General features: G+C 47.4%; 35 protein-coding genes. 1 reads left to right on the plus strand and 34 read right to left on the minus strand.

Going from position 1 to position 26,413, the window contains the following annotated elements; translation table 11 throughout:
• Positions 1 to 12: 12 nt before the first annotated feature.
• Complete coding sequence (locus C8275_RS00565; protein ID WP_022384854.1) at positions 13 to 1,353, plus strand: outer membrane insertion signal domain protein; 1,341 nt, start codon at positions 13 to 15, stop codon at positions 1,351 to 1,353.
• Positions 1,354 to 2,279: 926 nt separating this feature from the next.
• Here the strand turns inward: C8275_RS00565 and C8275_RS00575 are convergent.
• The 34 genes from C8275_RS00575 to fusA all read right to left on the minus strand — a co-directional run bounded on the left by C8275_RS00575 (position 2,280) and on the right by fusA (position 26,396).
• Positions 2,280 to 3,791 carry a RagB/SusD family nutrient uptake outer membrane protein gene (locus C8275_RS00575; protein WP_106483684.1) on the minus strand — a complete coding sequence of 504 codons (1,512 nt, stop codon included), beginning with the start codon at positions 3,789 to 3,791 and terminating at the stop codon, positions 2,280 to 2,282.
• A 12-nt stretch (positions 3,792 to 3,803) separates the two neighbouring features.
• A complete protein-coding gene (locus C8275_RS00580) occupies positions 3,804 to 7,073 on the minus strand; it encodes a SusC/RagA family TonB-linked outer membrane protein (protein WP_106483685.1) in 3,270 nt (1,089 codons plus the stop codon).
• Between the two features lie 38 nt (positions 7,074 to 7,111).
• Entirely contained in the window at positions 7,112 to 8,344 is a 1,233-nt protein-coding gene (locus tag C8275_RS00585; protein ID WP_234395674.1) for a thioredoxin family protein, read from the minus strand.
• Positions 8,345 to 9,335: 991 nt separating this feature from the next.
• Positions 9,336 to 9,839, minus strand: coding sequence for a 50S ribosomal protein L17 (rplQ, locus tag C8275_RS00590; RefSeq protein WP_022384858.1), 504 nt, complete (start codon positions 9,837 to 9,839; stop codon positions 9,336 to 9,338).
• Positions 9,840 to 9,842: 3 nt separating this feature from the next.
• On the minus strand, positions 9,843 to 10,835 hold the full coding sequence (locus C8275_RS00595) for a DNA-directed RNA polymerase subunit alpha (RefSeq protein ID WP_022384859.1): 993 nt from the start codon (positions 10,833 to 10,835) through the stop codon (positions 9,843 to 9,845).
• 11 nt (positions 10,836 to 10,846) lie between these two features.
• Complete coding sequence (gene rpsD / locus C8275_RS00600) at positions 10,847 to 11,452, minus strand: 30S ribosomal protein S4 (RefSeq protein WP_022384860.1); 606 nt, start codon at positions 11,450 to 11,452, stop codon at positions 10,847 to 10,849.
• 124 nt (positions 11,453 to 11,576) lie between these two features.
• A complete protein-coding gene (gene rpsK / locus C8275_RS00605) occupies positions 11,577 to 11,966 on the minus strand; it encodes a 30S ribosomal protein S11 (RefSeq protein ID WP_007567382.1) in 390 nt (129 codons plus the stop codon).
• Positions 11,967 to 11,977: 11 nt separating this feature from the next.
• Positions 11,978 to 12,358: a 30S ribosomal protein S13 gene (gene rpsM / locus C8275_RS00610; protein ID WP_022384861.1), complete on the minus strand. Its 381-nt coding sequence runs from the start codon at positions 12,356 to 12,358 to the stop codon at positions 11,978 to 11,980.
• Positions 12,359 to 12,390: 32 nt separating this feature from the next.
• Positions 12,391 to 12,507: a type B 50S ribosomal protein L36 gene (ykgO, locus tag C8275_RS00615; protein ID WP_002558051.1), complete on the minus strand. Its 117-nt coding sequence runs from the start codon at positions 12,505 to 12,507 to the stop codon at positions 12,391 to 12,393.
• Positions 12,508 to 12,518: 11 nt separating this feature from the next.
• Positions 12,519 to 12,737 carry a translation initiation factor IF-1 gene (gene infA / locus C8275_RS00620; protein WP_022384862.1) on the minus strand — a complete coding sequence of 73 codons (219 nt, stop codon included), beginning with the start codon at positions 12,735 to 12,737 and terminating at the stop codon, positions 12,519 to 12,521.
• A gap of 8 nt (positions 12,738 to 12,745) precedes the next feature.
• Positions 12,746 to 13,543 carry a type I methionyl aminopeptidase gene (gene map / locus C8275_RS00625; protein WP_022384863.1) on the minus strand — a complete coding sequence of 266 codons (798 nt, stop codon included), beginning with the start codon at positions 13,541 to 13,543 and terminating at the stop codon, positions 12,746 to 12,748.
• Positions 13,544 to 13,554: 11 nt separating this feature from the next.
• The gene (gene secY, locus C8275_RS00630) at positions 13,555 to 14,904 is read right to left on the minus strand and encodes a preprotein translocase subunit SecY (protein WP_022384864.1); all 1,350 of its coding nucleotides are present in this window, start codon (positions 14,902 to 14,904) and stop codon (positions 13,555 to 13,557) included.
• Positions 14,905 to 14,908: 4 nt separating this feature from the next.
• Complete coding sequence (gene rplO / locus C8275_RS00635; protein ID WP_022384865.1) at positions 14,909 to 15,355, minus strand: 50S ribosomal protein L15; 447 nt, start codon at positions 15,353 to 15,355, stop codon at positions 14,909 to 14,911.
• Between the two features lie 30 nt (positions 15,356 to 15,385).
• On the minus strand, positions 15,386 to 15,562 hold the full coding sequence (gene rpmD, locus C8275_RS00640; protein WP_106483687.1) for a 50S ribosomal protein L30: 177 nt from the start codon (positions 15,560 to 15,562) through the stop codon (positions 15,386 to 15,388).
• Positions 15,563 to 15,572: 10 nt separating this feature from the next.
• Positions 15,573 to 16,088 (minus strand): 30S ribosomal protein S5, encoded by a 516-nt coding sequence (gene rpsE / locus C8275_RS00645; protein ID WP_022384866.1) that lies wholly within the window; start codon positions 16,086 to 16,088, stop codon positions 15,573 to 15,575.
• A 5-nt stretch (positions 16,089 to 16,093) separates the two neighbouring features.
• Entirely contained in the window at positions 16,094 to 16,435 is a 342-nt protein-coding gene (gene rplR, locus C8275_RS00650; protein ID WP_022384867.1) for a 50S ribosomal protein L18, read from the minus strand.
• Positions 16,436 to 16,456: 21 nt separating this feature from the next.
• On the minus strand, positions 16,457 to 17,026 hold the full coding sequence (gene rplF / locus C8275_RS00655; RefSeq protein ID WP_022384868.1) for a 50S ribosomal protein L6: 570 nt from the start codon (positions 17,024 to 17,026) through the stop codon (positions 16,457 to 16,459).
• Between the two features lie 14 nt (positions 17,027 to 17,040).
• A complete protein-coding gene (gene rpsH, locus C8275_RS00660) occupies positions 17,041 to 17,436 on the minus strand; it encodes a 30S ribosomal protein S8 (RefSeq protein ID WP_022384869.1) in 396 nt (131 codons plus the stop codon).
• Between the two features lie 59 nt (positions 17,437 to 17,495).
• Positions 17,496 to 17,795, minus strand: a complete 300-nt coding sequence (rpsN, locus tag C8275_RS00665) for a 30S ribosomal protein S14 (protein WP_022384870.1) — start codon at positions 17,793 to 17,795, stop codon at positions 17,496 to 17,498.
• 6 nt (positions 17,796 to 17,801) lie between these two features.
• Positions 17,802 to 18,359, minus strand: a complete 558-nt coding sequence (gene rplE / locus C8275_RS00670) for a 50S ribosomal protein L5 (protein ID WP_022384871.1) — start codon at positions 18,357 to 18,359, stop codon at positions 17,802 to 17,804.
• Positions 18,359 to 18,682: a 50S ribosomal protein L24 gene (gene rplX, locus C8275_RS00675; RefSeq protein WP_022384872.1), complete on the minus strand. Its 324-nt coding sequence runs from the start codon at positions 18,680 to 18,682 to the stop codon at positions 18,359 to 18,361. Before rplX ends, rplE begins: the two co-directional genes overlap by 1 nt.
• A 20-nt stretch (positions 18,683 to 18,702) precedes the next feature.
• The gene (rplN, locus tag C8275_RS00680; RefSeq protein ID WP_022384873.1) at positions 18,703 to 19,068 is read right to left on the minus strand and encodes a 50S ribosomal protein L14; all 366 of its coding nucleotides are present in this window, start codon (positions 19,066 to 19,068) and stop codon (positions 18,703 to 18,705) included.
• 2 nt (positions 19,069 to 19,070) lie between these two features.
• A complete protein-coding gene (gene rpsQ, locus C8275_RS00685; RefSeq protein ID WP_022384874.1) occupies positions 19,071 to 19,328 on the minus strand; it encodes a 30S ribosomal protein S17 in 258 nt (85 codons plus the stop codon).
• A gap of 8 nt (positions 19,329 to 19,336) precedes the next feature.
• The gene (gene rpmC, locus C8275_RS00690) at positions 19,337 to 19,534 is read right to left on the minus strand and encodes a 50S ribosomal protein L29 (protein ID WP_022384875.1); all 198 of its coding nucleotides are present in this window, start codon (positions 19,532 to 19,534) and stop codon (positions 19,337 to 19,339) included.
• A 2-nt stretch (positions 19,535 to 19,536) separates the two neighbouring features.
• Positions 19,537 to 19,971 (minus strand): 50S ribosomal protein L16, encoded by a 435-nt coding sequence (rplP, locus tag C8275_RS00695; protein ID WP_022384876.1) that lies wholly within the window; start codon positions 19,969 to 19,971, stop codon positions 19,537 to 19,539.
• A gap of 21 nt (positions 19,972 to 19,992) precedes the next feature.
• Positions 19,993 to 20,724 (minus strand): 30S ribosomal protein S3, encoded by a 732-nt coding sequence (rpsC, locus tag C8275_RS00700; RefSeq protein WP_022384877.1) that lies wholly within the window; start codon positions 20,722 to 20,724, stop codon positions 19,993 to 19,995.
• A gap of 5 nt (positions 20,725 to 20,729) precedes the next feature.
• Positions 20,730 to 21,140: a 50S ribosomal protein L22 gene (gene rplV / locus C8275_RS00705; RefSeq protein ID WP_022384878.1), complete on the minus strand. Its 411-nt coding sequence runs from the start codon at positions 21,138 to 21,140 to the stop codon at positions 20,730 to 20,732.
• A gap of 38 nt (positions 21,141 to 21,178) precedes the next feature.
• Complete coding sequence (gene rpsS, locus C8275_RS00710) at positions 21,179 to 21,448, minus strand: 30S ribosomal protein S19 (RefSeq protein WP_013618002.1); 270 nt, start codon at positions 21,446 to 21,448, stop codon at positions 21,179 to 21,181.
• A gap of 23 nt (positions 21,449 to 21,471) precedes the next feature.
• Positions 21,472 to 22,293, minus strand: coding sequence for a 50S ribosomal protein L2 (rplB, locus tag C8275_RS00715; RefSeq protein ID WP_022384879.1), 822 nt, complete (start codon positions 22,291 to 22,293; stop codon positions 21,472 to 21,474).
• A gap of 7 nt (positions 22,294 to 22,300) precedes the next feature.
• The gene (rplW, locus tag C8275_RS00720) at positions 22,301 to 22,591 is read right to left on the minus strand and encodes a 50S ribosomal protein L23 (protein ID WP_022384880.1); all 291 of its coding nucleotides are present in this window, start codon (positions 22,589 to 22,591) and stop codon (positions 22,301 to 22,303) included.
• Between the two features lie 13 nt (positions 22,592 to 22,604).
• On the minus strand, positions 22,605 to 23,231 hold the full coding sequence (gene rplD / locus C8275_RS00725; protein WP_106483689.1) for a 50S ribosomal protein L4: 627 nt from the start codon (positions 23,229 to 23,231) through the stop codon (positions 22,605 to 22,607).
• Positions 23,231 to 23,848 carry a 50S ribosomal protein L3 gene (gene rplC / locus C8275_RS00730; protein WP_022384882.1) on the minus strand — a complete coding sequence of 206 codons (618 nt, stop codon included), beginning with the start codon at positions 23,846 to 23,848 and terminating at the stop codon, positions 23,231 to 23,233. The genes rplD and rplC overlap by 1 nt, the downstream gene beginning before the upstream one ends.
• A 24-nt stretch (positions 23,849 to 23,872) precedes the next feature.
• Entirely contained in the window at positions 23,873 to 24,178 is a 306-nt protein-coding gene (gene rpsJ, locus C8275_RS00735; RefSeq protein ID WP_005941888.1) for a 30S ribosomal protein S10, read from the minus strand.
• 100 nt (positions 24,179 to 24,278) lie between these two features.
• The gene (fusA, locus tag C8275_RS00740; RefSeq protein ID WP_106483690.1) at positions 24,279 to 26,396 is read right to left on the minus strand and encodes an elongation factor G; all 2,118 of its coding nucleotides are present in this window, start codon (positions 26,394 to 26,396) and stop codon (positions 24,279 to 24,281) included.
• Positions 26,397 to 26,413: the final 17 nt, after the last annotated feature.

Raw genomic sequence — 26,413 nt, forward strand, 5'->3', positions numbered from 1 at the left:
CGACAAAAAACAATGAAAAGACATATATTATTCTCGACCCTGGTTGCTATGACTCTTGCCGGCACAGCCGTAGCACAAGACTTCGATACCAACCCCGTCATCAAATACGAGAACAAGGAACAGAAGGTGAAATTCACCGTCGGTGCCCGTTTCATGGCTGATGCCGCTTATTACCACACGGACTTCACACCGTTGAAATCAGGTGTAGCTATCACCGACTCGCGTATCCGTACCTCCATGACATACGACAACTGGTACTTCTATGCAGATTTCGATTTTTCCAAGGGTAAGTTCTCCCAAAAGAATATCTTCCTGCAATATACGTTGAAGGATACAGACATGTGGAACCACTCGTTCAAAGCTGGTTACTACAACAATCCTTCAACCATGGCAAACAACACCAGCCGTGGCAGTCTGCACTTCATTTCACGTGCCGCCTCTTCAAATGCTCTTTCAGCTGGACGTGAACTGGGTGTCAGCTACAAAGCATACAACAACAACTTCTTCTTCAATCAGGGAGTCTTTGCCGAAAACAAGTACAATGACCAAGTGGACGGCTATCAAGGAGTGACTTTCGGAGGCCGTTGGTTATGGCGTCCGGTGAACGACGAAGACCAGACATTCCACGTTGGTGCGACCTTCCGCTATGCACGTATCAATACAGGTGAAGAAGATGGCAATGTATTGAAGACCAACCTGAAGTTCGGTTCTACCATGCAGACTTACGTAGACGACTTCCACTTTGCAAGTGCTGAAATTCCTTGGGCAAAGAATGTGTTTGATGCCGGTGCTGAAGCACTCTACCGTACACCCAAATTCTTTGCACGGGGCGAATACATGTACAAGCACGTCACCAAAGACCGTGACGACATGACTCTCTTCATGAACCAGCTCGGTGGCAGCCAGTCATGGACTACCTTGGAATCATGGCAAGCAGGCAATCCCCTGGCTTCAAACAGCTTCCACGGTGGATACGTAGAAATGGGTTACCAAATCTTCGGCAATGGCTACAAGTATGACAATGGAGAAGCTTTGCTGAAAGGTTGGGATGGCCGCTCACTGGAAATCGTTGCCCGTTACAATTACCTTGGAATGAATGACATTAAGGACGGTGAGTTCTATTTACCGGGACGTGACCAGTATTATCCGACGGGTGAAGTACAGGATTATCCTGCCAAATCTACCAGCATCGGTGGTGGCAACATGCACTCCGTAACACTTGGCGCCAACTATTCATTCAACAAATACGCACAAGTGTTATTGGAATACACCTACAATCGCCTCGATCGTGATAAATATCAATACGACAAGAACATCCATACCGTTCAGGCACGTTTGCTCTTCTCGTTCTAAAGAGACAATCTCTTGCCGCGAGGCAACAGTTTTCAATAGGTAATCCAACCAATAAGACAAGTGAGAATAAGAAGCTAATAGATATATCTCTCCAACCACTCATACTACTTTTTTAGCATACTTTCTATTCTCACTTCCGTAAATCTTTTAGGTCATGAGTTGAAAAGGGATACGTCCAGTCGCCAGACAACGTATCCCTTTTCTTTGGAACAAACGTACTGGCATCTACTTGTCTTATGAAAGGAAAAGCTTCAGCTACACATGCCATCTTATATTTTTGAACATTTACCGAATACCTCTATTTATTGACGATTATTTCATCTATTTCTGGAATCATGATATGAAACAAGTATCAGAGCATGATGGAATTCTGCGACAAGCTGTCGCAGTTATTGACAGAACCAGAGCTATGGTAGCCACAGCAAGGCGTTCTGCCAAATACTCCTTGCCCATCTCCTTCTTCCGAGATGAAGCTGTACCATCATTCTTCTACATCCTCCGGACATTTGCGTTTGACCAAGCAAACACAAGCCTTCGAACGGACAAACACAAGCGTTTGACCTGACAAACTCATTGGTTTGATATAGGTAAGTATCATACTCAGCCTGTCAAAGTATTATACTTAGCTTAGAAAGGTATTATACTTAGACCACCTAAGTATTATACTTAGGGTGCCTAAGTATAATACTTTGGTCCATCAAACTACTATGTTTGTCAGGTCAAACACTTGTGTTTGGTGAGTCAAACCAATGTGTTTGGTGAATCGAGCACTTGTGTTTGCCGCGATAAAGTCTGGGAAACGGAAGGGAACTCGACAGTCAGAGGCTTTGAAACATACCAAAGGCGTAAAGACACGGAACGGACATACATCCGGTCCGGTGACTTTACGCCTTTGTGCATCAATCGCCTTCGGTCTTCCTCAGACGTCAGCGGTCATACTCCGGCATGGGGTTGAAGCTGATGACGCGTTCCGGTACGGGGAAGATGTAACGCGGGTCATTGGGTGGAAGCGTCCAGGAACCATCGTTTCCAGCAGTGTGGGTGATGGTCTTCGCAAACCAGGACTCGCGGTTCATCCGCTTCAGGTCGATGAGACGGTAGAGGCCTACGAAAGCGAACTCACGACGGCGCTCGTCGATGACCAGGCGGAGCACCTCTTCACGCGACAGCGACGTCGGTGTGGCATAGTGCACATTGTTGCGGATGCGCTTGTCACGCAGGGTGTTCAGACGCTCCAGAGCACGGTCGACATCGCCTACACGGGCTTCACATTCGGCTGCGATGAGGTAGATTTCCGGCGTCCCCAGACCCACGTTCATGTCGACATACGGCATGTAGGTCGTAAAGCCGCGGAAGTAGTCAGGACGTCCACCGTTAATGGTACGGTCGCACGAGTCGGTGCAGTAGTACAACTCCTTACGCATGTCTGCCTGCCCCTCCGTCAGGTCCTTGCGGAAGGTCTCCAACAAGTCGTCGGAAGCCGCCACTACGGCGAAGAGGTAGGAAGTGTTGTTCGGCGTACGGGTATAGATGTTCTCGTCATTGTCCTGCGGGTCGGGATACTCCTCGCCGTTGTCGCTGCGGACGATACGCCCGAACGTGCCGTGGTCGAGCACCTCATATTCCGTCAGGTCGATGAGGTAAGAGTTGGACTCCAGCGCAGCATTGGCATTCGTCAGTGCCTCCTCATAGCGGCCCATGTAGAGGTACATCCGTGAGAGGAACGCCTGGCCTACACTCTGGCTGGGAGCGAACGGATGGTTCACCACCTTGGCGAGACAGGGCACCGCCTCATTCAGGTCTTCCTCTATCTGACGGTAGACCTCCGCCACGCTGGCACGCGGATATTGTTCACCCGTCATCACCTCGCTCAGCACCAGAGGCACGCCATAGTCCGTGTCGGCCGTCTCGGCGTCATAATGGTTGCCGTAGAGATTGACCAGATTCAGGTATTCGAAGGCACGCCCTACCAGCGCCTCGCCCCACACGCGCTTCCGGTCCGTATCCTTGCCGTCGGTCGTGGCAAGCACGTTGTTGATGATGGCATTGTAGGTGAAGATGTGTTCATAACCATCGTTCCAGATGGCGTCGTCGTCACTGGGCAGGAAGATGTCGCCCTCGGCAAACGAATAGGCGTTGCGCATCTCCTGGCTCTTGTCCATGTAGTCGAAAGAAGTATAGTTGGTCACCGCCCCGGTCGAAGCGTTCGTGTTCTGGATCTCGCCCCGTCCGGTGAGACGGATGTCGTCGGTGAAGAACAAGGGATACACGTCGAGCGAACGATAAAGAGACTGACCGTTGAGCAACATCTGATAGTCACTGAGTGTCTCGGGGATCATCTCGCCCTTGGGCTGGTTGCCCAGCCAGTCGTCGCATGCCGCCAGCGAGCACACCATGCCGGCACATGCCAGGTATTTCATTATAGTCTGTTTCATCATTTGTCTGTTCGTTTAGAAGTTTAGCGATAAGCCGAGAGTCCATGTCGGCGGGATGCGGTAGCCGCGCGAGGGCGACAGTGTCCGTCCGCTCCACACCTCGGGGTCGAGGTGGCGCTTGTTGGCAGCCCAGTAGAAGAGGTTCTGCACCTGGAGGCTCACACGCAGGTTCTCGGCATAGAACTTGTTGACGAGCACCTTAGGGAAGGTGTATGAGAGGGTCACGTCGCGGAGCTTGATGTAGTCGCCTTTCTGCACATGCTTGTCGGCAGCCGACCACAGATACTCCGAGTAGGTGTGGCTCGTGCCATAGAGGAATGCCGGAGCCATGTCGGGGTCCTTCTCGTCGCCCGGCTGTTGCCAGAACTTCAGCCTTCCGCGGTCCACCACGCCTGCATAGTTCAGCACGGGGTAACGGTTCCACAGGTAACCGGCTGCCACGTCACGCAGGACATGTCCGCCATAGTAGACAAACATGAAGTCAAGGTCAAAGCCTTTATACGACAGGCGGTTCTGCAAGGCTGCCGAGTAGGGAGGGTCTGCCGTTCCGGCATACTTCAGGTCTTCCGGTTCCAGCTCGCTGTAGGACTTCACGATGGTGCCGTCTGCCTTGTAGGCTGTCGGGTATCCCTCTTCGTCCAGTCCGGCATAACGGATGACCCACATGGCATTCATCGGCTTGCCTTCGCGGTTCTGCAGGCTGTAATAGTAGTCCATGGCCGAGGAGCCGCTCGCCTCCACACGGGTCAGCTTGTTCTTGTTGTAGCTGAAGGTGAAGTTGGTGGTCCAGGAGAAGTCGCGCCCGACGAAGTTCCTGCTTTCCAGGGTCAGTTCCACACCGCGGTTGTACATCTCGCCGTAGTTGAGCAGCAGCGACGGCCATCCGGTGGTGGGGTCGGTCTGCCGGTTGCCGAGCAGGTCGGAAGTCTTCTTGTTGTAGAACTCTAGCGTACCGTTCAACCGGTGTTTGAACAGGCTGAAGTCCACTGCCAGGTTGAACACCTTGGTCTTCTCCCAGCGCAGGTTCGGGTTGGGCGGTGTGCTGATGACGGCGTATGTCTCGTTGGTGTAGGAGTTCGGACGGCTGCTGACCGAAGCAATCATATAGGGACTGGTCACGGTGGTGGTGTTTCCGTTGATACCGTAAGTCGCACGCAGCGCCAGTCGGTCAATCACGTTCCAGTCCTCCAGTGCCACATACTGTGCACCTGCCGACCACAAGGGACGGTACTTGTACTTCGGGTCCATGCCGAAGAGGTTCGACTGGTCGATGCGGACGCTCGCCGTTCCTGTCAGCCGACGGTCAAAGGTGTAGGAGGCATTGGCATAGAAGGAGACGTAACGGCGGTCCACGTAAGAGAACGAGTCGCTCGCCGAGTCATAGTAATAGTAGTTGCCTGACACCGACTGCGTCCCATTGATGCCGTTTGCCGCCTCGATCTCGTCCATCAGCGTATAAGCCAGGGTCATGTCGTCATAGCCCACCTTGTTGAGCGACGTCGCCTGCGTCACGACTTTCCGCCGTTCCGCACCGAGCAACGCCTGTACGCTGTGGCGTCCGTCGGTGAAGTCCTTGTTGAAGTTGAGCTGCATACGGAAGGTGTATGACTTCTTCTTCTGCCAATTCTCTGTCATCCGTCCGCCGACGGGGAAGTAGTGAGTGATGGCCCCGTTGTCCTCGATGACGGTGGCATCGTTGATTTCCGACTTCACATCGTAGTAGTCCTTCGAGTAATACTGCTTGTTATAGACGCTGGTGTTCTCCGTCTGGTAGAGCACGTCGAGGTCCAGTCCCTCCATGAACGTGAGCTTCATGCCGAGGTTGATGTTGTAGTACTTGGACTCATAGTTATAGTGCGCCTTGTCCATCTCGTTGACGGGGATGTAGGTCTCGTCCTGTAGACCCAGCTCGTTCAGGCGGTCCAGCTCATACTGGCTCTTGCCCATGTACCATTGCGCCGGGGTGCCGTCCTCGTTGTACAGCATGCGGTAGGAAGGACCGGAATAGAGGTTGCTGTACGCCGAGAAGCCGTTGTCATAGCTCCGGTCCACATTGCTGGTGAGCAGGCCGACGTTCACACGCATCCACTTGAAAAAGTCGAACTGGTTCTTCAGGTTGACGCCGATGCGCTGGGTCGACTGTTCCTTCTCGTAAGGCAGGTTCTCCTCGTAGTTGGCGGAGAAGGCATACTTGTAGATGTCCGACCCTCCGCTGAAGGACAGGTTGTGCTGGTGGGTGATGTCCGCCTTGCGCAGCAGGCTCTTCAACTGACCATAGCGGTCGAGGCTGCGGTAACGGTCCATCTCGGCATTGAAGTCCGCCTCGCTGATGACGCCCTGCTCCTTCTTATAGAGCAACGTATAGACCTCGTTGTACGAGCTGCGCTCCGTCAGGATGTCGTTCACACTGTTGTGCTTGAGTCCGAAGAGAGTCTCCTGCAGGTCGACCAGCTCGGCACTCGACGTGAGATTCAGGTAGTCGCGGTCGGGCAACGGCTCGAACTTGATGCTTCCGTTGTAGCTGACACGGGTGCGTCCGTCTTGTCCCGAGCGAGTCGTGATGACGATGACGCCGTTTGCCGAACGGGCACCGTAGATGGAGGCTGCGGTCGCATCCTTCAGGACGGTCACATTGACAATGTCTGATGGGTTGAGGGCTTCGATGTCGCCTTCAAAGGGAATGCCGTCGACCACATAAAGCGGAGTCTTCTCTCCCCTGAGGGTAGAGACACCACGGATCTGCGGCGTGCTGCCGGGTGTATGCTGCAAACCTGCCACCATACCTTCCATACGGTCCAGGATGTTGGTCTGCAGTTTCCCCTGCATGTCTTCGGGAGTAATGACAGAGAATGAACCGGCGGCACGCTCCTTGGAGATGGTCTGGTAACCGGTCACCACCACTTCGCTCAGCTGGGTGTCGTCGGCATGCAGGGAGAGTTCCACGAAGGTACGTCCCGGTCTGACCGGTTCCTCGATGGTTTCATAGCCGATGAACGACACCACCAGGATTTGCCCCGGAGCCACCTTCAACGAGAAGCGTCCGTCGATGTCGGTCACCGTTCCTATCTTATTGTTTCCTTTCACATAAACACTGGCCCCGGGCACCGGGTCACCATTTTCATCACGGACCACTCCACTGAGGGTCATCGTCTGCTGGGCCGCCTCCATGCCTGCCGCTACAGGCTCATGCAGAGACGCTTCACCCGGCATCGGCACTGTCAGTGCCAACATGGAGAAGAGCGCAAAAATCTTACCCCCCCCCACGGGTTTTCTAAAGCTGTTCATACAGGTTCTTGTTTTTGATTATGATTGTTTTCCTTGATTCATTTCCGCTTTGCCGCAGGCTTCGGCTTCAGCGCATCGGGGCGCATCGAGTAGGTCTTCTTGCCTTGTGCAGGTTCAGCCAGCAAGGCAGACGGCACATTGGCTCCTGCCGGCAGACGCTTCAGGAGCTTCTCCAGGGCGTCGGCATATTCCTGGTGGATGAAGGCATCGTCGCGGTCACTCTGGTTGTAGGCGATGTAGCGGAGGTATTCCACACACTTGTTGAACCACACGTCAGGCAGTTCCTCGCTACCGTAGCTCAAGCGCACCATGTACTTCAACCGCCCGATCAGCGTCTGCTGGTCGACCTGCGGATCCGCTATCAGTGCATCGATGCGCCGGATGGCATCGTCATAGTTCTTCTGACGGATGGCATCGTTGACGCGAATCAGCTCGCAATTGAACGCCTTCCCTTCGAAGTCGCACAATGCCTCGATGACGGCAAGGTCACCGTAGGTCGTCTCTTTCGCCAGTTTGGCATCGACTGCCTCCTTGCCGAGCAAGGCACAGTAATCGGCATAATGGTCCGACAGGTCTTTCAGGTAAGGCGTCATGCCTGTGATGACCTCCACAAAGACGGGCCATACATCGTCATCCGACAGCTTGGCTCCCCCCTTCATCAGTTCGTCAAAGGCAGCCGTCACATTCTTGTGCGCATAGATGGAGTGTTCGTAACGGATGTAGTCAAGCAGGAAAGCCCGTTCACGGTTGCCTGCAGCATACTGTTCCTCCAGGTAGAAAGAGCGCAATTCGGGCGTCAACGCGCTACGTCCCGTGCGGATGAACTGCTCCCCCGTCTGACGGCTGCTGCTCCGGTGTACCATCTCCCCGGTAGCAGGGTCCACGAAGGCATAGGTCGGATAGCTCCTTACGCCATACTTTCGGGCAAGTTCGACTCCTTCCCCGTGCTCCGCGTCAATCTTCGCGCAGACAAAGTGCTCGTTGTAGAACGCACCGACGTCCGGCAATGTAAACACGGTCTGTGCCATGTTCAGGCAGGGACCACACCATTGCGTGTAGAAATCAATAAAAATAAGCTTGTTCTCGGCTTTCGCCTTTGCAACAACCTCTGCCCATGACTGATGGGTGAACCGGATGCCCGGTTCCTGTTCATCGCTCACCTGCATGATTTCAGCCGGCACCCCTAATGTGGTCTCGGCGCCCCTAACGCCGGAAGCCAATGCCGCTACAGTCAAAAGCATGCAAGCCCTTGAGCATAACATTCTTTTCATCAATGTACAATTTTTATAGTAGGTTCTTTTTCTTTGTATATTTATCGTTTAGCCTATTTATATCCTGCATCGCTTTCAGGTATCTTCTTTCCGAGGCTAAAATCTGACAGATTCAAAGATAATCCGTCTGTTTAGCATTTATGTTGTGAGTGCAAAAGTAACATTTTTTCCTATTCGGAAGATTATTTACCCTAAAAAACATTCAGCTGTCACAAAAACAGTTACGAGCCTCCTCACATCGGGGCATCCCTGCGGCGCACGTTTTCAACTTACGCCCTCCCTGTCATCGCGTATAATAAGGTATATATCCCCCTGCCGACCTGCCACATCGGGCAAGCATTCAGTGTCACAGAGCCAGTCCCATAATCTACAATTATCCTTACATTTCATGCTCATTACAAAAACGGGGGCTTCATTGACCTACATCAAGAAAAAGGCTGTTTTTATGTTTTAAAGCATGTTTTCCCTTGACACGAGCAAAAAATCCCCTATCTTTGCAGCGTAATTCAGAAATGAGTTACGAAGGATAACAAGTAGATAGGATAATTAGTAAAGGTAAAAAGATTTAATTATTTTAATTATGACAGCACAACTTTCTATTTTGGTTGCTATTGTAGCCGTGTTCGCTGTATTGAGCGTTATCGCAGTGGTACAAACGAACGTTAAGAAGTAAACGAGATTCAAAGTTTTCCTAGTGAGAATTTTCTCACTGGGAATAGTGTAAGGACAGGAAGCTCTTAAAATGCCAGAGCAAGCCTGCTTTCTTTAGAAATTACAGCATTCATTGAAATAAGCAAGAGGATGGGTCACAGCAGTGGCGCATCCTCTTTGCATTTTACCCCCATCAGACTTGTACACACGGACGGGGGAAACAGGGATCATACATGTCCCTGCAGAGACTGTCCGGACGGATATTCCAGAGATGTGTATATATGAAAAAAGGACAGCCTCACCAGGAGACTGTCCTCTCTTCATATATAGTGTATCTATATTATTCAGCTTTCGGGGCTTCTTCAGCCGGAGTTTCCACGGTAGCTGTTGCTTCAGTTGCAGGGGCTTCAGCAGCTGCAGCAGCACCACCCTTCTTCGAACGACGGGTACGCGTCTTCTTGGCAGCCTTGTCTTTTGCCATGTTCTCGTTGTAGTCAACCAGTTCGATGAAACAGATTTCTGCATTGTCACCGGCACGACGACCCAACTTGATGATGCGGGTGTAACCACCCGGACGGTCAGCCACTTTCACAGAGATTTCCTTGAACAACTCTGTTACGGCATATTTATCTTGCAAGTAGCTAAATACGACACGGCGAGAGTTGGTCGTATCGTTCTTAGACTTGGTGATCAAAGGCTCAACGTACTTCTTCAGCGCTTTAGCCTTTGCAAGAGTCGTAGTGATTCTTTTGTGCTTGATCAGAGAAATGGCCATGTTTGACAACATTGCGCTTCTGTGAGAAGCAGTACGACCCAAATGGTTGAATTTCTTATTGTGTCTCATTGTTTATTCTTTGTCTAATTTATATTTAGAAATGTCAGTTCCAAACGACAGATTCAGACTTTCGAGCAAATCATCAAGCTCCGTAAGCGATTTCTTACCAAAGTTTCTGAACTTCAAGAGGTCGGTCTTGTTGAATTGAACCAAGTCACCCAGTGTCTCCACATCGGCAGCCTTCAAACAGTTCAAGGCGCGGACAGAGAGATCCATGTCAACAAGTTTGGTCTTCAACAGCTGACGCATGTGCAATACCTCCTCATCAAACTCTTCATTGCCATCGGCGTCGGAGTTCTCCAACGTAATCTTCTCATCGGAGAAGAGCATGAAGTGGTAGATCAAGATTTTTGCAGCTTCTTTCAGTGCATCCTTCGGGTGAATGGAACCGTCCGTCGTAATTTCAAGAATCAGCTTGTCATAGTCAGTCTTCTGCTCAACGCGGAAAGGCTCAATCTGATATTTGACATTACGGATCGGAGTATAAATTGAATCGATAGGAATTACATTAACATCGGTGCAGTATTCGCGGTTTTCGTCAGCGGGGACGTATCCACGACCTTTGTTAATGGTCAAATCGATCTGCATGGTTGCTTTTGAATCTAAATGGCAAATAACTAATTCAGGATTTAACACTTCAAATCCAGTCAAATACTTACCTATATCACCTGCCTTAAATTCATTTGAATTCTCGATAGTAATACTTACTTTTTCGTTCTCGAATTCCTCTACTATTTGTTTAAATCTGACTTGCTTCAGATTCAGGATAATATTGGTCACATCCTCTTTCACTCCCGGAACGGCTGCAAACTCATGCTCAACCCCCGCAATGCGGATGGTATTGATGGCAAACCCCTCGAGAGAGGAAAGGAGGATACGGCGCAAGGCATTACCGACGGTAATACCAAAGCCGGGCTCAAGCGGACGAAACTCAAATTTTCCATATTTGGAATCCGCCTCCAACATTAATACTTTATCAGGTTTTTGAAATGCTAATATCGCCATGAAACTAATTATTATTTAGAGTACAACTCAACGATCAATTGTTCTTTAATGTTTTCGGGAATATCTGCTCTTTCAGGGATGTGCAAATATCTGCCAGCCTTTGTGTTTTCGTCCCACTCCAACCAGGGATACTTGCTGTGGTTGAAGCCAGCCAGAGAGTTGGCAATTACTTCCAAAGATTTAGATTTCTCGCGAACACCTACAATTTGACCCGGTTTAACGGCGTACGAAGGGATATTAACAACTTCACCGTCTACCACAATGTGTCTGTGACCTACCAGCTGACGTGCTGCGGCACGGCTAGGAGCGATACCCAAACGATAGACGATATTGTCGAGACGAGATTCGAGAGACTGCAACAGGATCTCACCGGTAATACCGTTGGCACTGGCGGCTTTCTCGAACAAGTTTCTAAATTGTCTTTCCAACACACCGTAAGTGTATTTGGCCTTTTGCTTTTCAGCCAACATGACACCATACTCAGAAGTCTTTCTTCTTCTGGAGTTACCATGCTGTCCGGGAGGATAGTTTCTCTTAGACAAAACTTTATCAGCACCGAAAATAGCCTCACCGAATTTACGTGCAATTCTTGATTTTGGTCCAGTATATCTAGCCATTTTTACTTCTTTGATTTAATTGGTTTACTAATGAACTTAAATTGTAGCAGCCGCGAATTACAGAAAGGAAATGCAATCCATTATTAACCAATTCAAGTTACATCATTCTATTAGGTTATCTGTATTATACTCTTCTTCTTTTGGGAGGACGACAACCGTTGTGCGGAAGCGGTGTTACGTCAATGATTTCAGTAACTTCAATACCAGCACCATGCACGGTTCTGATAGCGGACTCACGGCCATTACCAGGACCTTTCACATAAGCTTTTACCTTTCTAAGACCCAGGTCATACGCAACCTTGGCGCAGTCTTGTGCTGCCATCTGTGCTGCATACGGGGTGTTCTTCTTCGAACCTCTGAATCCCATCTTACCTGCTGAAGACCAAGAGATGATCTGACCTTCACTGTTTGCAAGAGAGACAATGATATTGTTGAATGAAGAATGAACGTGCAATTGTCCATTAGCATCCACTTTCACATTTCTCTTCTTAGCTGCGACTGTTTTTTTTGCCATATCAACAATTATTATTTAGTAGCTTTTTTCTTGTTTGCAACTGTTTTCTTTCTTCCCTTACGAGTACGTGCATTGTTCTTTGTGCTTTGTCCTCTTACGGGCAAACCGAGACGGTGGCGCACACCACGGTAACAACCAATATCCATTAATCGCTTAATGTTCAATTGTACTTCAGAACGAAGATCACCTTCCACCTTATATTCAGCACCAATGATTTCACGAATCTTGGCGGCTTGGTCATCAGTCCAATCCTTCACCTTGATATCTCTATCAACACCTGCCTTGTCCAAGATTTTTGCTGAACTACTGCGACCTATACCGTATACATAGGTCAACGCAATCTCACCTCTTTTGTTTTGAGGCAAATCTACACCAACTATTCTTATAGCCATATACTAATTATTTTTTCTGCAAAAATAATAAATTATCCTTGACGTTGTTTATACTTAGGATTTTTCTTGTTAATAACATACAAACGGCCATTACGTCTTACGATCTTACATTCTGGCGTACGTTTTTTCAATGATGCTCTTACTTTCATATCTTTATTTGTTATTTATATCTGAAAACGATTCTGCCTTTTGACAAATCGTAAGGTGACATCTCCACTCTTACCTTATCTCCGGGCAGGATTTTAATGTAATGCATTCTCATTTTGCCGGAAATATGAGCCGTAATCTCATGCCCATTTTCCAACTCTACACGAAACATTGCGTTTGACAATGCTTCAACAATCACTCCTTCTTGTTCTATTGCTGCTTGTTTTGCCATATAAATTTTTAAATTGCGTTATCTCCCAAAACTTCTTCTATAAAATCAAATGTTGACAATACTTCGGCTTTTCCCTTACGCACAGCCAACGTGTGCTCAAAGTGAGCCGCCCACTTGCCATCCCGTGTCCGGATCGTCCAACGGTCGGGTTCCATGTAGATTTGTGGGGAACCCAAGGTAATCATCGGCTCAATTGCAATGCACATGCCGCTCTTCAACAGCACACCCGAACCTCTCTTCCCGTAATTGGGGACAGGCGGTTCTTCGTGCATTTCCTTGCCGATTCCATGTCCGACAAACTCACGGACAACTCCATAGGCATGCTTTTCACAATGATCCTGAACCGCCGAACCGATGTCTCCCAGACGTTTTCCATGGACTGCATTCTCAATTCCCTTATACAGGGCTTCCTTGGTAACCTTGAGCAACTCCCTTACTTCAGGAGCTACCTCACCTACACAGAAGGTGTAGGCTGAGTCACCACAGAAACCATTCATGTAAGTCCCGCAATCAACCGAAACAATATCACCCTCCTGCAGAGGCTTGTCATTGGGAATGCCATGAACCACCTGGTCATTGACAGAGGCACAAATAGAGCCGGGGAAGGGTTGTCCATATTGATTCGGGAATCCCTTGAATGTCGGGATAGCCCCATTGTCACGGATGAACTCTTCGGCGACCCGATCAAGTTCCAGTGTTGTAACACCCGGTTTTATAAGTTTAGCTACTTCTGCCAAAGCTCTCCCCACAAGGAGATTGCTTTGACGAAGTAACTCTATTTCATCATCAGTCTTAAGAAATATCATCTAATGAAAACTTAATAGGCCGAAACATTAGCCGAACGACCCTTGATTCGTCCAGACTTCAGTAAACCGTCATAATGTCTCATCAACAAATGACTTTCAACTTGCTGTAAGGTGTCCAGAACAACACCGACAAGAATCAAGAGAGACGTTCCTCCAAAGAAGTGAGCAAATTCAGTCTTCACACCAAAGATACCGGCGAATGCAGGAAGGATGGCAACAATTGCAAGGAACAGAGAGCCCGGCAAAGTGATGCGCGACATAATGGTATCGATATACTCTGCAGTATTCTTACCCGGCTTGATACCCGGAATAAAACCATTGTTGCGCTTCATGTCCTCTGCCATCTGATTCGGGTTAATCGTGATTGCCGTATAGAAGTACGTGAAAAGAATAATCAGTACGGCAAATGTCAGATTGTACCAGAACCCGGTATAATCGCTCAGAGCAACAGCAAGACTGCTGACCTCACCTTGTGCACCGGAATAATTGGCAAGTGCAGCCGGAATAAACATGATTGCTTGTGCAAAGATGATCGGCATCACATTGGCTGCATTCACTTTCAAAGGAATGTATTGTCTTGCGCCACCATATTGCTTGTTGCCAACGATACGCTTGGCATACTGCACCGGAATCCGGCGTGTGCCCTGTACCAACAGGATGGCCGCAGCGATAACCAGCAACAGGAATACGATTTCAAACAAGAACATAATCAAACCACCAGCACCCGGAGAAGCCATTCTCGAAACGACTTCCTGGAAGAGAGCCTGCGGCAAGCGGGCAATGATACCGATCATGATGATCAGCGAGATACCGTTACCCACGCCCTTGTCAGTGATTCTCTCACCCAACCACAGGATGAACATACTTCCCGCAGCCAAGATGATGGTAGATGAAATCATAAATAACGTCCAATCTAATGAAGCATTTAATGAACCTCCGGCCTGTGACTTCAAATTCAACAAATAGGAAGGTGCCTGGAACAATAAAATGGCTATCGTTAGATAGCGAGTATATTGATTTATCTTTCTTCTGCCGCTTTCGCCTTCGCGTTGCATTTTCTGGAAATAAGGAACTGCAACGGCCAAAAGCTGGATGACGATGGAAGCCGAGATGTACGGCATGATTCCCAACGCAAAGATAGAAGCATTAGAAAATGCACCACCAGAAAACATGTTTAACAAAGCCAACAGACCTTCGCTTGTTTGTTCATGGAGCTTGGTCAACATGTTCGGGTCAATACCCGGAAGGACAATGTATGAACCAAAGCGATAGATAGCAACAAACAATACAGTGATGAGGATCCGTTTTCTCAGATCCTCAATCTTCCATATATTCTTTAATGTTTCAATAGATCGTCTCATTGAATCAGAGTTTTACAGCGTTACCACCAACAGCTTCAATAGCGGCGACTGCACTCTTAGAAAAAGCATGTGCCTCTACATCAACTTTTGTAGTCAATGTGCCGTTACCTAACACTTTAACCAATTGTTTTGAAGAAATAAAACCAGCAGCAATCAATTCCTCGATACCAACTTTGGTCAAGTTCTTGGCATCAACCAAAGCCTGGATAGTGCTCAGGTTGATAGCTTTATATTCTACTCTGTTTATGTTCTTAAAACCAAATTTCGGAGCACGACGCTGAAGCGGCATCTGTCCACCCTCGAAACCGATCTTACGGGAATAACCAGATCTTTGTTTTGCTCCTTTATGTCCTCTTGTAGAAGTTCCACCCAAGCCAGAACCGGGACCACGACCAACTCTTTTTCTAGAGGTAGTTGAGCCGGCTGCGGGTTTCAAGTTATTCAATTTCATATCGAAACTTAATTATTGTTCAACAATACATTACTTAACGATGGCAACGAGGTGCTTTACCTTTTCCACCATTCCAAGAATTGAAGGAGTAGCTTCGTGTTCAACCACACGATTCATTTTACGGAGTCCCAGTGCATCGAGAGTTCTCTTCTGATCAACCGGAGCACCAATTCTACTTTTTACTTGCTTGATCTTAATAGTTGACATAATTTCCTCCTTATCCTCTAAATACTTTTTCCATACTTACACCTCTGTTCTGAGCGACAGTTCTAGCATCTCTCATCTCGCTCAAAGCCTGGATAGTAGCCTTCACGAGGTTGTGAGGATTGGAAGAACCCTTCGACTTAGCCAAAACGTCAGTAATACCAACACTCTCAAGTACGGCACGCATAGCGCCACCGGCAACCACACCGGTACCGGTAGAAGCCGGTTTGATGAAAACCTCTGCACCGCCGAACTTAGCAGTTTGTTCATGAGGAACAGTACCTTTCAATACCGGGACACGAGTAAGGTTCTTCTTGGCTGCCTCTACACCTTTGGCGATGGCAGCAGTCACTTCACCAGCCTTACCAAGGCCCCAGCCGATAATACCATCTTCATTACCAACTACCACAATGGCAGAGAAGGTAAACGTTCTACCACCCTTGGTCACCTTGGTAACACGATTGATAGCAACAAGTCTATCTTTCAACTCGATATCGTTCGTTATCTTAACTCTGTTATTAACTGCCATGATCTTTAAAATTTAAGTCCACCGTTACGAGCAGCATCTGCCACTTCCTTAACTCTCCCGTGATACAAATAGCCGTTACGGTCGAATACGACAGTCGTAATACCAGCCTCTTGTGCTTTCTTTGCTATCAACTCGCCGACCTTTGCAGCTTGCTCTTTCTTAGGCATGGCTTCCATGCCCAGAGAAGAAGCGGCAGCCAAGGTTCTGCCCGACAGGTCATCCACAAGCTGAACATAGATCTGCTTGTTGCTTCTGAAGACCGTCATACGAGGACGTGCAGTCGTTCCGGAAATCTTGTTCCGTACTCTATATTTAATCTTGATTCGTCTTTCTATTTTTGTTGTCATAATAATACGATTTTATGTAAATTACTTAGCACCGGCTGATTTACCCGACTTTCTACGAATTTCTTCGCCAACAAACTTAATACCTTTACCTTTGTAGGGTTCAGGTTTACGGAAAGAACGTATTTTTGAGCAAACTTGACCAAGCAATTGTTTGTCACAAGATTCCAATATAATAAGAGGGTTCTTATTTCTTTCTGATTTTGTTTCAACCTTGATCTCAGGAGGCATTTGGATAAAGATGTTGTGTGTATAGCCTAATGAGAGTTCCATAATATTGCCGTTGTTGGATGCACGGTAACCTACACCCACCAGTTCCAACTCTTTCTTGTAACCTTCAGAAACACCAACAACCATATTATGTACCAATGCACGATACAATCCGTGGTAAGCATGTCTTTGCTTGGGATCATCCTGCATCATATCTTCATTTTCTACAAAGTGTACATGACCATCTTCGATAGAAACAGTAATAGCTGGATTTACATATTGGCTCAACTCGCCTTTGGGTCCTTTCACAGTGACCACATCATCCTTCAGAGTAACTGTCACTCCGGCAGGAATACTAATGGGTAATTTTCCTATTCTTGACATAGATAATCCTCCTATTAATATACGTAGCAAAGCACTTCACCACCAATCTTCAGGGCAGCGGCCTCTTTGTCTGTCATTACACCTTTGGAAGTGGATATAATCGCAATACCCAAACCATTAATTACTCTCGGCATGTCTTTGTAGCCGGTGTACTTACGCAAACCCGGGGTAGACACCCTGATCAACTTCTTGATTGCGTTAACCTTGTTAACCGAATCATACTTCAAAGCTACCTTAATAGTACCCTGAGGACCATCTTCTACGAACTTGTAGTTCAAGATGTAACCTTTTTCAAAAAGGATCTTAGTGATTTCCTTTTTCAAGTTTGAGGCAGGAACTTCAACAACTCTGTGTTTTGCGCTGATGGCATTTCTCAACCTCGTCAGATAATCTGCTATTGGATCTGTCATATAATAAAAATTTAAATTAATCAGGACTCTCCTGACAATATTTAAAAATAAAAACTTCTTTACCAGCTTGCTTTCTTAACGCCCGGGATCAATCCATTGGAAGCCATCTCACGGAACTGGATTCTGGAGATACCGAATTGACGGATATAACCTCTGGGACGACCGGTCAACTTGCAACGGTTGTGCAAACGAATCGGGTTGGCATTCTTGGGAATTGCCTGGAGCTTCTGAGCAGCCTCATAAGCGGCAACAGGATCACCCGTGTTGACAATCTTCTTCAGAGCGGCACGTTTTTCAGCATATTTGGCTACAAGTTTGGCTCTTTTTACTTCACGAGCCTTCATTGATTCTTTTGCCATAATCTATCAGTCTTTTTTAGCGTTTTTAAACGGTAAACCAAATTCCTTTAACAAAGCATAACCTTCTTCGTCTGTTTTGGCAGAGGTTACAAAGGTAATATTCATTCCCAATATTTTAGTAATACTATCAATATTTATTTCAGGGAAAATGATTTGCTCTTGGATACCCAGCGTGTAGTTACCTCTTCCGTCGAACTTGCTTTCGATACCTTTGAAGTCACGGATACGGGGGAGAGCCACACGGACGAGCTTCTCCAGGAATTCGTACATTCTCTCGCGACGCAGCGTTACCATCACACCGATCGGCATTTTCTTACGCAACTTGAAGTTTGCAATATCCTTGCGCGAAACAGTTGCAACGGCTTTCTGACCGGTAATGGCAGTCATCTCGTTAATGGCCACATCAATAATCTTCTTGTCGGCAACAGCCATGCCCAAGCCCTGATTGATGACAATCTTCTTGAGCACGGGGATTTGCATAGAAGAAGTATACTGGAATTGGCTCTTCAATGCAGGAGCGATGCGCTCTGCATATTCTTTCTTAAGGCTAGCAGTATTACTCATTACTTGATCTCCTCTCCTGATTTTTTAGAATAACGCACTAATTTAGTTCCTTCTGAGTTCTTTCTTCTTCCCACGCGTGTCGGTTTGCCCGTCTTGGGGTCAACGACATTCAAGTTTGAGATGTGGATAGGAGCTTCCTTGCTTACTATACCACCTTGAGGATTCTTTGCGCTCGGTTTGGTGCTCTTCTTTACGATGTTCACACCTTCAACCACAGCACGTCCTTCTTTCACAAGAACTTTCAACACAGTGCCGGTTTTACCCTTATCTTCACCAGAGTTAACGTAAACTGTATCGCCCTTTTTAATATGTAATTTGCTCATTACTTAAATCCTTTACAAAATTAAAGTACTTCAGGTGCCAATGATACAACTTTCATGTTTACAGCACGAAGTTCACGGGCTACCGGACCGAAAATACGACTACCTCTAATTTCGCCTGCATTGTTCAGCAACACACAAGCATTGTCATCAAAACGAATATAAGAACCGTCAGCACGACGAATTTCTTTCTTAGTACGTACGATCAAAGCCTTAGACACTGCACCTTTTTTAATATCACTTGAGGGGATGACGCTCTTTACAGAAACGACAATCACATCTCCCACAGTAGCGTAACGCTTTCTGGTACCGCCCAAAACGCGGATGCAGAGAGCTTCCTTTGCGCCACTGTTATCACATACCGTAAGTCTGGATTCTGCTTGTATCATAATTACTTAGCTCTTTCGATTATTTCAACTAATCTCCATCTTTTAGTTTTGCTCAAGGGACGAGTCTCCATGATGCGTACGGTATCACCAATATTGCATTCGTTCTTCTCATCGTGAGCGTGATATTTCTTCGTCTTGCTGACGAACTTACCGTAAATCGGGTGTTTTTCCTTAAACTTGGCAGCAACGGTGATCGTCTTGTCCATTTTGTTGCTGATGACAACACCCATTCTTTCTTTTCTTAAATTTCTAGCTTCCATCAGGATCATTATTTATTATTAAGTTCTCTCTGGCGCAACTCCGTCTTCATGCGTGCAATAGTACGACGCAAGCTCTTGATTTGTGCAGGATTCTCCAACGGAGAGATAGAATGATTCAAAACCATCTGATTGTACTTGGCTACTTCAGCTTCGATTCTTTCTGCCAGTTCATTGGTAGCTATTTCTCTAATTTCTGCAATCTTCATAATTATGCGTTTTGATTTTGGAAGTCGTAATCACGTCTAACAATAAACTTAGTAGTAATCGGAAGTTTCTGTGCAGCCAGGCGCAAAGCTTCTTTTGCGACTTCGTAAGAAACACCTTCCACTTCAATGAGGATGCGACCCGGAGTAACAGGGGCTACAAAGCCTTCGGGGTTACCTTTACCTTTACCCATACGTACATCAGCCGGCTTGCGAGTAATAGGTTTATCCGGGAAGATACGGATCCAAATCTGACCCTGACGTTGCATATATCTGGTTACAGCAATACGGGCAGCCTCAATCTGGCGTCCTGTGATCCACTTAGTACCCAAGGACTTGATGCCGAAAGAGCCAAAGGCAAGCTGGTTACCTCTTTGGGCATTTCCTTTTTGACGGCCTTTCTGCTGTCTTCTGAATTTTGTCTTTTTCGGTTGTAACATAGTTCCTAAAATTCAAATTCGTTAGCGATTGTTTTTCTTTCTTTTGAAGTTCTTGCCTCCATTGTTGCCGCCATTTCCACCACGACCATTTTCCTTGCTCTGCACGAAGTTCGGAGCGAGTTCTCTCTTACCGTAAACTTCGCCGCGGCAAATCCATACTTTGATACCCAGCAGACCTACCTTGGTCAATGCTTCAGCATGACAGTAGTCGATGTCTGCACGGAACGTATGCAACGGAGTTCTACCTTCTTTGTACATTTCAGAACGAGCCATTTCAGCACCGTTCAAACGGCCGGCAATCTGGATCTTGATACCCTCGGCACCCATGCGCATCGTGTTGGCGATAGCCATCTTGATGGCACGACGGTATGCGATCTTGCCTTCTACCTGGCGTGCGATGTTGTTTGCCACGATTACGGCGTCGAGCTCAGGACGCTTGATCTCAAAGATATTGATCTGGATATCCTTGTCGGTGATCTTCTTCAACTCCTCCTTCAACTTATCGACTTCCTGGCCACCTTTACCAATGATAATACCCGGACGAGCGGTACAAACAGTAATTGTGATAAGTTTCAGTGTACGTTCGATTACAATTCTCGAAACACTAGCTTTAGCAAGTCTGGCGTTCAAATATTTACGGATCTTGCTATCCTCCAGCAAAGCATCACCAAAGTCTTTGCCACCGTACCAATTTGAATCCCATCCTCTGATAATACCCAGACGATTGCTTATCGGATTAACTTTCTGTCCCATTACTCTTAGTTTTGATTATCATTAGTATTAATCGTATCAACGAACAAAGTCACGTGGTTCGAACGTTTGCGGATTCTGTAACCTCTACCCTGCGGAGCCGGTCTCATGCGCTTCAGCGTCGGACCGCAATCAACAAAAATCTTCGTTACAAACAATTCGCCGTCTTCAGCCTTGCGATCGTTTTTCTGTTCCCAGTTAGCAATAGCAGAGCGCAACAGCTGTTCCACTCTGGCAGAAGCTTCTTTAGAAGAAAACTTCAAGACACCAAGTGCTCTGTTCACTTCCATACCACGAATCATATCTGCAACCAAACGCATCTTACGCGGAGAGGTAGGAACATTTTGCAACTTTGCAAAATACATGGTCTTAAGGGCTTCTTTTCTTTTTTCAGCCGAAATTCTTTTTCTTGCTCCCATTATTTAGCTTTTCTTTATTATTTCAGATAAATGCCTGTTTATTTTTTCTTGTTGCCAGCGTGTCCACGGAAGGTACGTGTCGGAGCGAACTCGCCCAGCTTGTGACCTACCATGTTTTCTGTAACATAAACAGGGATGAATTTATTTCCGTTATGAACTGCAATAGTATGCCCTACAAAATCAGGGGAAATCATTGAAGCTCTGGCCCAAGTCTTAACAACAGACTTCTTGCCGCTCTCATTCATGGCGAGCACCTTCTTTTCAAGTTTGACGTTAATATATGGACCTTTTTTTAATGAACGACTCATAATTTACTCAATTAACCTTGTTATTACTTTCTTCTTTCGATAATGTACTTAGAAGATTGTTTCTTCGGAGCTCTTGTCTTCAAGCCCTTAGCATACAATCCCTTACGTGATCTCGGGTGACCTCCAGAAGCGCGTCCTTCACCACCACCCATCGGGTGATCAACAGGGTTCATTACAACACCACGGTTGTGAGGACGGCGACCCAGCCAACGAGAGCGACCGGCCTTACCGGAGCTTTCCAACGCGTGGTCTGAGTTACCTACGCTACCAATGGTAGCTTTACAAGCGCTGAGGATCTGACGAACCTCACCTGAAGGCAATTTGATGACGCAATACTTACCTTCTCTTGAAGTCAATTGAGCAAAGTTACCAGCTGATCTTACCAGCACAGCACCCTGACCCGGACGCAATTCGATGTTGTGAATCACGGTACCAACGGGGATGTTCTGGAGGGGAAGTGCATTACCAATCTCAGGCGCTGCATTCTCACCGGACATCAAAGTGCTGCCTACCTGCAATCCATTAGGAGCAATGATATAGCGTTTTTCACCATCAGCGTAAAACAACAAAGCGATACGAGCCGAACGGTTCGGATCGTATTCAATTGTCTTAACCACTGCGGGAACACCGTCTTTGTTTCTCTTGAAGTCAATGAATCTGAATTTTCTCTTGTGGCCACCACCAATGTAGCGGACAGTCATCTTACCTACATTGTTACGACCACCTGAAGAACGTTTTCCACTTACAAGAGATTTTTCTGGTACCGATGCAGTAATCTCTTCAAAAGTACCAATAATCTTATGTCTCTGCCCCGGTGTTGTGGGCTTAAATTTACGTACTGCCATCTTCTATTTAAATATTGCTATAAAAATCAATAGTATCGCCCTCTTTCAAAGTCACAATTGCTTTCTTATAAGCATTTCTACGACCTTTCACAAGTCCGGCTTTCGTATAACGAGTCTTGTTCTTACCGGAATAGTTCATCGTGTTGACACTCTCCACGGTCACGTTATACATCGCTTCTACTGCACTCTTAATCTCAAGTTTGTTAGCCTCAGGACGCACAATAAATCCGAAACGATTGCTCTTTTCGGATATTGCGGTCATCTTCTCTGTCACTAACGGTTTTACAATAATTCCCATTATCTAAGCCTCCTTATTTTGCAAAGTTATCAATGCTCTTCAGCGAGCTTTCAGTAATCACGAGAGTATCTGCCTCCAAAACTTTGTAAGTATTCAGATCTGAAGCAATTATAACGTTTGCACGCTTGATGTTACGAGCTGACAAATATACATTTTTATTACTTTCCGGCAAAACGAGAAGCAACTTCTTATCAGAAACTTTAAGGTTATTTATCATTTCTACAAAGTCCTTAGTCTTAGGAGCTTCGAAGGTGAAGTCCTCAACTACGACGATGGCATTCTCACGTGCCTTGTATGACAGAGCTGAGCGACGTGCCAAATCTTTTACTTTCTTGTTCAGCTTGAACCAATAGTCACGAGGTTTGGGACCGAACACGCGGCCACCACCTACCAATACCGGTGAGTTGATGTCACCGCGACGAGCACCGCCGCCACCTTTCTGACGACCCAATTTACGAGTAGAACCGCTGATTTCGCTTCTTTCTTTTGATTTGTGAGTTCCCTGGCGTTGGTTTGCCATGTATTGTTTCACAGCCAAGTAAATAGCGTGATCATTGGGTTCAATTCCGAAGATAGATTCGTTTAACGCTACCTTTCTTCCGGTCTCCTGACCGTTAATGTTATATACGCTAACTTCCATTATTTCTCAATTATTACGATTGAACCTTTGTAACCCGGAACAGAACCTTTGATGAGCAGAAGGTTGTGCTCAGGAATCACTTTTAATACTTGCAAGTTGTGAGTAGTCACACGATCACCACCCATCTGACCTGCCATGCGCAATCCCTTGAATACACGTGCGGGATATGAACAAGCACCGATAGAACCCGGTTTGCGGGCACGGTTATGCTGTCCGTGAGTAGTCTGGCCTACACCACCGAAGTGATGTCTTTTTACAACACCCTGGAATCCTTTTCCCTTAGAAGTTCCGATTACGTCCACGTAGGGAGCATCGTTGAACAGTTCTACGGTGATTACGTCACCCAAGTTTAACTCGTTTTCAAATCCTTTGAACTCGGCCAAGTGGCGCTTCGGAGTTACTCCGGCTTTCTTAAAGTGACCCATCAGCGGTTTGCTGGTATTCTTCTCTTTTGCTTCCTGGAAGCCTACCTGAACAGCTGCATAGCCATCTTTTTCTACACTCTTAATCTGAGTAACTACACAAGGACCAGCTTCGATAACAGTGCATGGTACGTTTTTACCATCAGCACTGAAGACGGATGTCATTCCGATTTTCTTTCCTAATAATCCTGGCATTTCAGTTAATTTTTAATGGTTCGTTTAAACTTTAATTTCCACTTCTACCCCACTCGGCAGTTCCAACTTCATCAGTGCGTCTACAGTCTTTGCTGTGGAGCTGTAAATGTCAATCAGACGCTTGTAAGAAGAGAGCTCGAATTGCTCGCGAGACTTCTTGTTTACGAAGGTTGAACGGTTCACAGTGAAGATGCGCTTGTGAGTAGGCAAGGGAATCGGGCCGCTTACGATGGCGCCGGTTGCTTTCACTGTCTTTACAATCTTCTCAGCAGACTTGTCTACCAAGTTGTGATCGTAGGATTTCAGTTTAATTCTAATCTTTTGACTCATTGTTTGAATAAATTGTTATTGTTCTTTTATCAGGCAGGCAGGTGGGCAGGTTAAGAGTCATTCGCTAACCTGCCTCCTTGCTTGCGCTATTTTGTTTGTTTTAGATCAAGTCTACACGACCCTTGACTTCTTCAAGCACAGACTTGGCAATCGATGCCGAAACTTGTGCGTGGTGATCGTAGGTCATGGATGAAGTGGCACGACCGGAAGTGATGGTACGCAGAGCTGTCACGTAACCGAACATTTCTGCCAGGGGAACCATTGCCTTCACGATGCGGGCACCTGAACGGCTGGATTCCATACCTTCCACCTGACCGCGACGCTTGTTCAAGTCACCGATTACGTCACCCATGTTCTCTTCCGGAGTAACAACCTCCAGCTTCATGATGGGCTCCATCAGCACGGGACCTGCCTTGGCACAAGCGTTCTTGTAAGCCTGAATGGCACAGATCTCGAACGACAGCTGGTCAGAGTCCACGGGGTGGAACGAACCGTCCTTCAAAACCACCTTCAGCGAGTCGAGCGGGAAGCCGGCGAGGATACCGTTCTTCATGGCTGTCTGGAAACCTTTCTGTACGGAAGGAATGAATTCCTTGGGCACATTACCACCCTTCACCTCGTCGATGAATTGCAGACCGCCCTGCTTCCAGTCTTCGTCAACCGGACCAACGGCTACGATGATGTCGGCGAACTTACCACGACCACCGGACTGCTTCTTGTAAACCTCGCGGAGTTCCACTGTCTTGGTGATGGCCTCCTTGTAGTTCACCTGCGGACGACCCTGGTTACACTCAACCTTGAACTCACGTTTCAGACGGTCGATGATGATGTCCAGGTGAAGCTCACCCATACCGGAGATGACGGTCTGGCCGCTCTGCTCGTCGGTACGTACGGTGAAGGTCGGGTCTTCTTCAGCCAACTTGGCAAGACCGTTGGACAGCTTGTCGAGGTCCTTCTGAGTCTTCGGCTCAACGGCGATACCGATTACCGGTTCGGGGAAGTCCATAGACTCCAGCACAATCGGAGCAGTCTCGTCGCAAAGCGTATCACCGGTACGGATATCCTTGAAACCAACACCGGCACCGATATCACCGGCGCTGATCACTTCAACCGGGTTCTGCTTGTTGGAGTGCATCTGGAACAGACGAGATACACGCTCCTTCTTGCCCGAACGGGAGTTGTAGATGTATGAACCGGCCTCAATCTTACCTGAATATACACGGAAGAAAGTCAGACGGCCTACATACGGGTCGGTAGCAATCTTGAATGCCAGAGCTGCAGTCTTCTCGTCTTCGCTCGGTACGCGGTCTTCTTCAGCACCGGTCGTCGGGTTCGTACCCACGATGTTCGGAGTATCCAGCGGAGAGGGCAAGAAGGCACAAACGTAGTCCAGCAAAGTCTGCACACCCTTGTTCTTGAACGAAGAACCGCAGGTCATCGGAACAACCTCCATCTTCAGGGTAGCAGCACGCAGTGCACGGAGGATTTCGTCTTCGGTGATGGTCGAGGGATCGTCAAAGAACTTCTCCATCAACACGTCGTCGAATTCAGCCACCTTCTCCAGCATCTTTTCACGCCATTCGTTGGCTTCATCCTGCAGGTTTGCGGGAATCTCTTCTACGTCATAGTCAGCACCCATTGTCTCGTCGTGCCACAGGATGGCCTTCATCTTGATGAGGTCAACCACACCCTTGAAGTTTTCTTCAGAGCCGATAGGGATGACAATCGGACAGGGGTTTGCACCCAGCACGTCCTTCATCTGACGGACAACTTCAAAGAAGTCGGCACCCGAACGGTCCATCTTGTTCACATAACCGATACGGGGAACATTATATTTATCAGCCTGACGCCATACGGTTTCAGATTGGGGTTCCACACCACCTACCGCACAGTAGGTAGCCACAGCACCGTCAAGCACACGCAGTGAGCGTTCTACCTCAGCGGTGAAGTCAACGTGTCCCGGAGTGTCAATCAAGTTGATCTTATAAGTATTGCCCGCATACTTCCAACGGGTGGTCGTAGCAGCCGAGGTGATGGTGATACCACGCTCCTGCTCCTGCTCCATCCAGTCCATTGTTGCAGCACCATCGTGAACCTCACCAATCTTGTGAGTCAATCCGGTGTAGAACAGGATACGTTCAGAAGTCGTTGTCTTACCGGCATCGATGTGAGCCATGATACCGATATTGCGGGTCAAATGCAAGTCTTGTTTTGCCATTTTGCTTCCTTAATATT

The sequence above is a fragment of the Bacteroides sp. Marseille-P3684 genome, from assembly GCF_900291465.1.
Taxonomy (GTDB): Bacteria; Bacteroidota; Bacteroidia; order Bacteroidales; family Bacteroidaceae; genus Phocaeicola_A.

What these genes read in the sequence shown, in the direction of transcription:
- C8275_RS00565 (WP_022384854.1), top strand. Translation starts at nt 13, where the DNA reads ATGAAAAGACATATATTATTCTCGACCCTGGTTGCTATGACTCTTGCC.
- C8275_RS00575 (WP_106483684.1), bottom strand. Translation starts at nt 3,791, where the DNA reads ATGATGAAACAGACTATAATGAAATACCTGGCATGTGCCGGCATGGTG.
- C8275_RS00580 (WP_106483685.1), bottom strand. Translation starts at nt 7,073, where the DNA reads ATGAACAGCTTTAGAAAACCCGTGGGGGGGGGTAAGATTTTTGCGCTC.
- C8275_RS00585 (WP_234395674.1), bottom strand. Translation starts at nt 8,344, where the DNA reads ATGAAAAGAATGTTATGCTCAAGGGCTTGCATGCTTTTGACTGTAGCG.
- rplQ (WP_022384858.1), bottom strand. Translation starts at nt 9,839, where the DNA reads ATGAGACACAATAAGAAATTCAACCATTTGGGTCGTACTGCTTCTCAC.
- C8275_RS00595 (WP_022384859.1), bottom strand. Translation starts at nt 10,835, where the DNA reads ATGGCGATATTAGCATTTCAAAAACCTGATAAAGTATTAATGTTGGAG.
- rpsD (WP_022384860.1), bottom strand. Translation starts at nt 11,452, where the DNA reads ATGGCTAGATATACTGGACCAAAATCAAGAATTGCACGTAAATTCGGT.
- rpsK (WP_007567382.1), bottom strand. Translation starts at nt 11,966, where the DNA reads ATGGCAAAAAAAACAGTCGCAGCTAAGAAGAGAAATGTGAAAGTGGAT.
- rpsM (WP_022384861.1), bottom strand. Translation starts at nt 12,358, where the DNA reads ATGGCTATAAGAATAGTTGGTGTAGATTTGCCTCAAAACAAAAGAGGT.
- ykgO (WP_002558051.1), bottom strand. Translation starts at nt 12,507, where the DNA reads ATGAAAGTAAGAGCATCATTGAAAAAACGTACGCCAGAATGTAAGATC.
- infA (WP_022384862.1), bottom strand. Translation starts at nt 12,737, where the DNA reads ATGGCAAAACAAGCAGCAATAGAACAAGAAGGAGTGATTGTTGAAGCA.
- map (WP_022384863.1), bottom strand. Translation starts at nt 13,543, where the DNA reads ATGATATTTCTTAAGACTGATGATGAAATAGAGTTACTTCGTCAAAGC.
- secY (WP_022384864.1), bottom strand. Translation starts at nt 14,904, where the DNA reads ATGAGACGATCTATTGAAACATTAAAGAATATATGGAAGATTGAGGAT.
- rplO (WP_022384865.1), bottom strand. Translation starts at nt 15,355, where the DNA reads ATGAAATTGAATAACTTGAAACCCGCAGCCGGCTCAACTACCTCTAGA.
- rpmD (WP_106483687.1), bottom strand. Translation starts at nt 15,562, where the DNA reads ATGTCAACTATTAAGATCAAGCAAGTAAAAAGTAGAATTGGTGCTCCG.
- rpsE (WP_022384866.1), bottom strand. Translation starts at nt 16,088, where the DNA reads ATGGCAGTTAATAACAGAGTTAAGATAACGAACGATATCGAGTTGAAA.
- rplR (WP_022384867.1), bottom strand. Translation starts at nt 16,435, where the DNA reads ATGACAACAAAAATAGAAAGACGAATCAAGATTAAATATAGAGTACGG.
- rplF (WP_022384868.1), bottom strand. Translation starts at nt 17,026, where the DNA reads ATGTCAAGAATAGGAAAATTACCCATTAGTATTCCTGCCGGAGTGACA.
- rpsH (WP_022384869.1), bottom strand. Translation starts at nt 17,436, where the DNA reads ATGACAGATCCAATAGCAGATTATCTGACGAGGTTGAGAAATGCCATC.
- rpsN (WP_022384870.1), bottom strand. Translation starts at nt 17,795, where the DNA reads ATGGCAAAAGAATCAATGAAGGCTCGTGAAGTAAAAAGAGCCAAACTT.
- rplE (WP_022384871.1), bottom strand. Translation starts at nt 18,359, where the DNA reads ATGAGTAATACTGCTAGCCTTAAGAAAGAATATGCAGAGCGCATCGCT.
- rplX (WP_022384872.1), bottom strand. Translation starts at nt 18,682, where the DNA reads ATGAGCAAATTACATATTAAAAAGGGCGATACAGTTTACGTTAACTCT.
- rplN (WP_022384873.1), bottom strand. Translation starts at nt 19,068, where the DNA reads ATGATACAAGCAGAATCCAGACTTACGGTATGTGATAACAGTGGCGCA.
- rpsQ (WP_022384874.1), bottom strand. Translation starts at nt 19,328, where the DNA reads ATGGAAGCTAGAAATTTAAGAAAAGAAAGAATGGGTGTTGTCATCAGC.
- rpmC (WP_022384875.1), bottom strand. Translation starts at nt 19,534, where the DNA reads ATGAAGATTGCAGAAATTAGAGAAATAGCTACCAATGAACTGGCAGAA.
- rplP (WP_022384876.1), bottom strand. Translation starts at nt 19,971, where the DNA reads ATGTTACAACCGAAAAAGACAAAATTCAGAAGACAGCAGAAAGGCCGT.
- rpsC (WP_022384877.1), bottom strand. Translation starts at nt 20,724, where the DNA reads ATGGGACAGAAAGTTAATCCGATAAGCAATCGTCTGGGTATTATCAGA.
- rplV (WP_022384878.1), bottom strand. Translation starts at nt 21,140, where the DNA reads ATGGGAGCAAGAAAAAGAATTTCGGCTGAAAAAAGAAAAGAAGCCCTT.
- rpsS (WP_013618002.1), bottom strand. Translation starts at nt 21,448, where the DNA reads ATGAGTCGTTCATTAAAAAAAGGTCCATATATTAACGTCAAACTTGAA.
- rplB (WP_022384879.1), bottom strand. Translation starts at nt 22,293, where the DNA reads ATGGCAGTACGTAAATTTAAGCCCACAACACCGGGGCAGAGACATAAG.
- rplW (WP_022384880.1), bottom strand. Translation starts at nt 22,591, where the DNA reads ATGGGAATTATTGTAAAACCGTTAGTGACAGAGAAGATGACCGCAATA.
- rplD (WP_106483689.1), bottom strand. Translation starts at nt 23,231, where the DNA reads ATGGAAGTTAGCGTATATAACATTAACGGTCAGGAGACCGGAAGAAAG.
- rplC (WP_022384882.1), bottom strand. Translation starts at nt 23,848, where the DNA reads ATGCCAGGATTATTAGGAAAGAAAATCGGAATGACATCCGTCTTCAGT.
- rpsJ (WP_005941888.1), bottom strand. Translation starts at nt 24,178, where the DNA reads ATGAGTCAAAAGATTAGAATTAAACTGAAATCCTACGATCACAACTTG.
- fusA (WP_106483690.1), bottom strand. Translation starts at nt 26,396, where the DNA reads ATGGCAAAACAAGACTTGCATTTGACCCGCAATATCGGTATCATGGCT.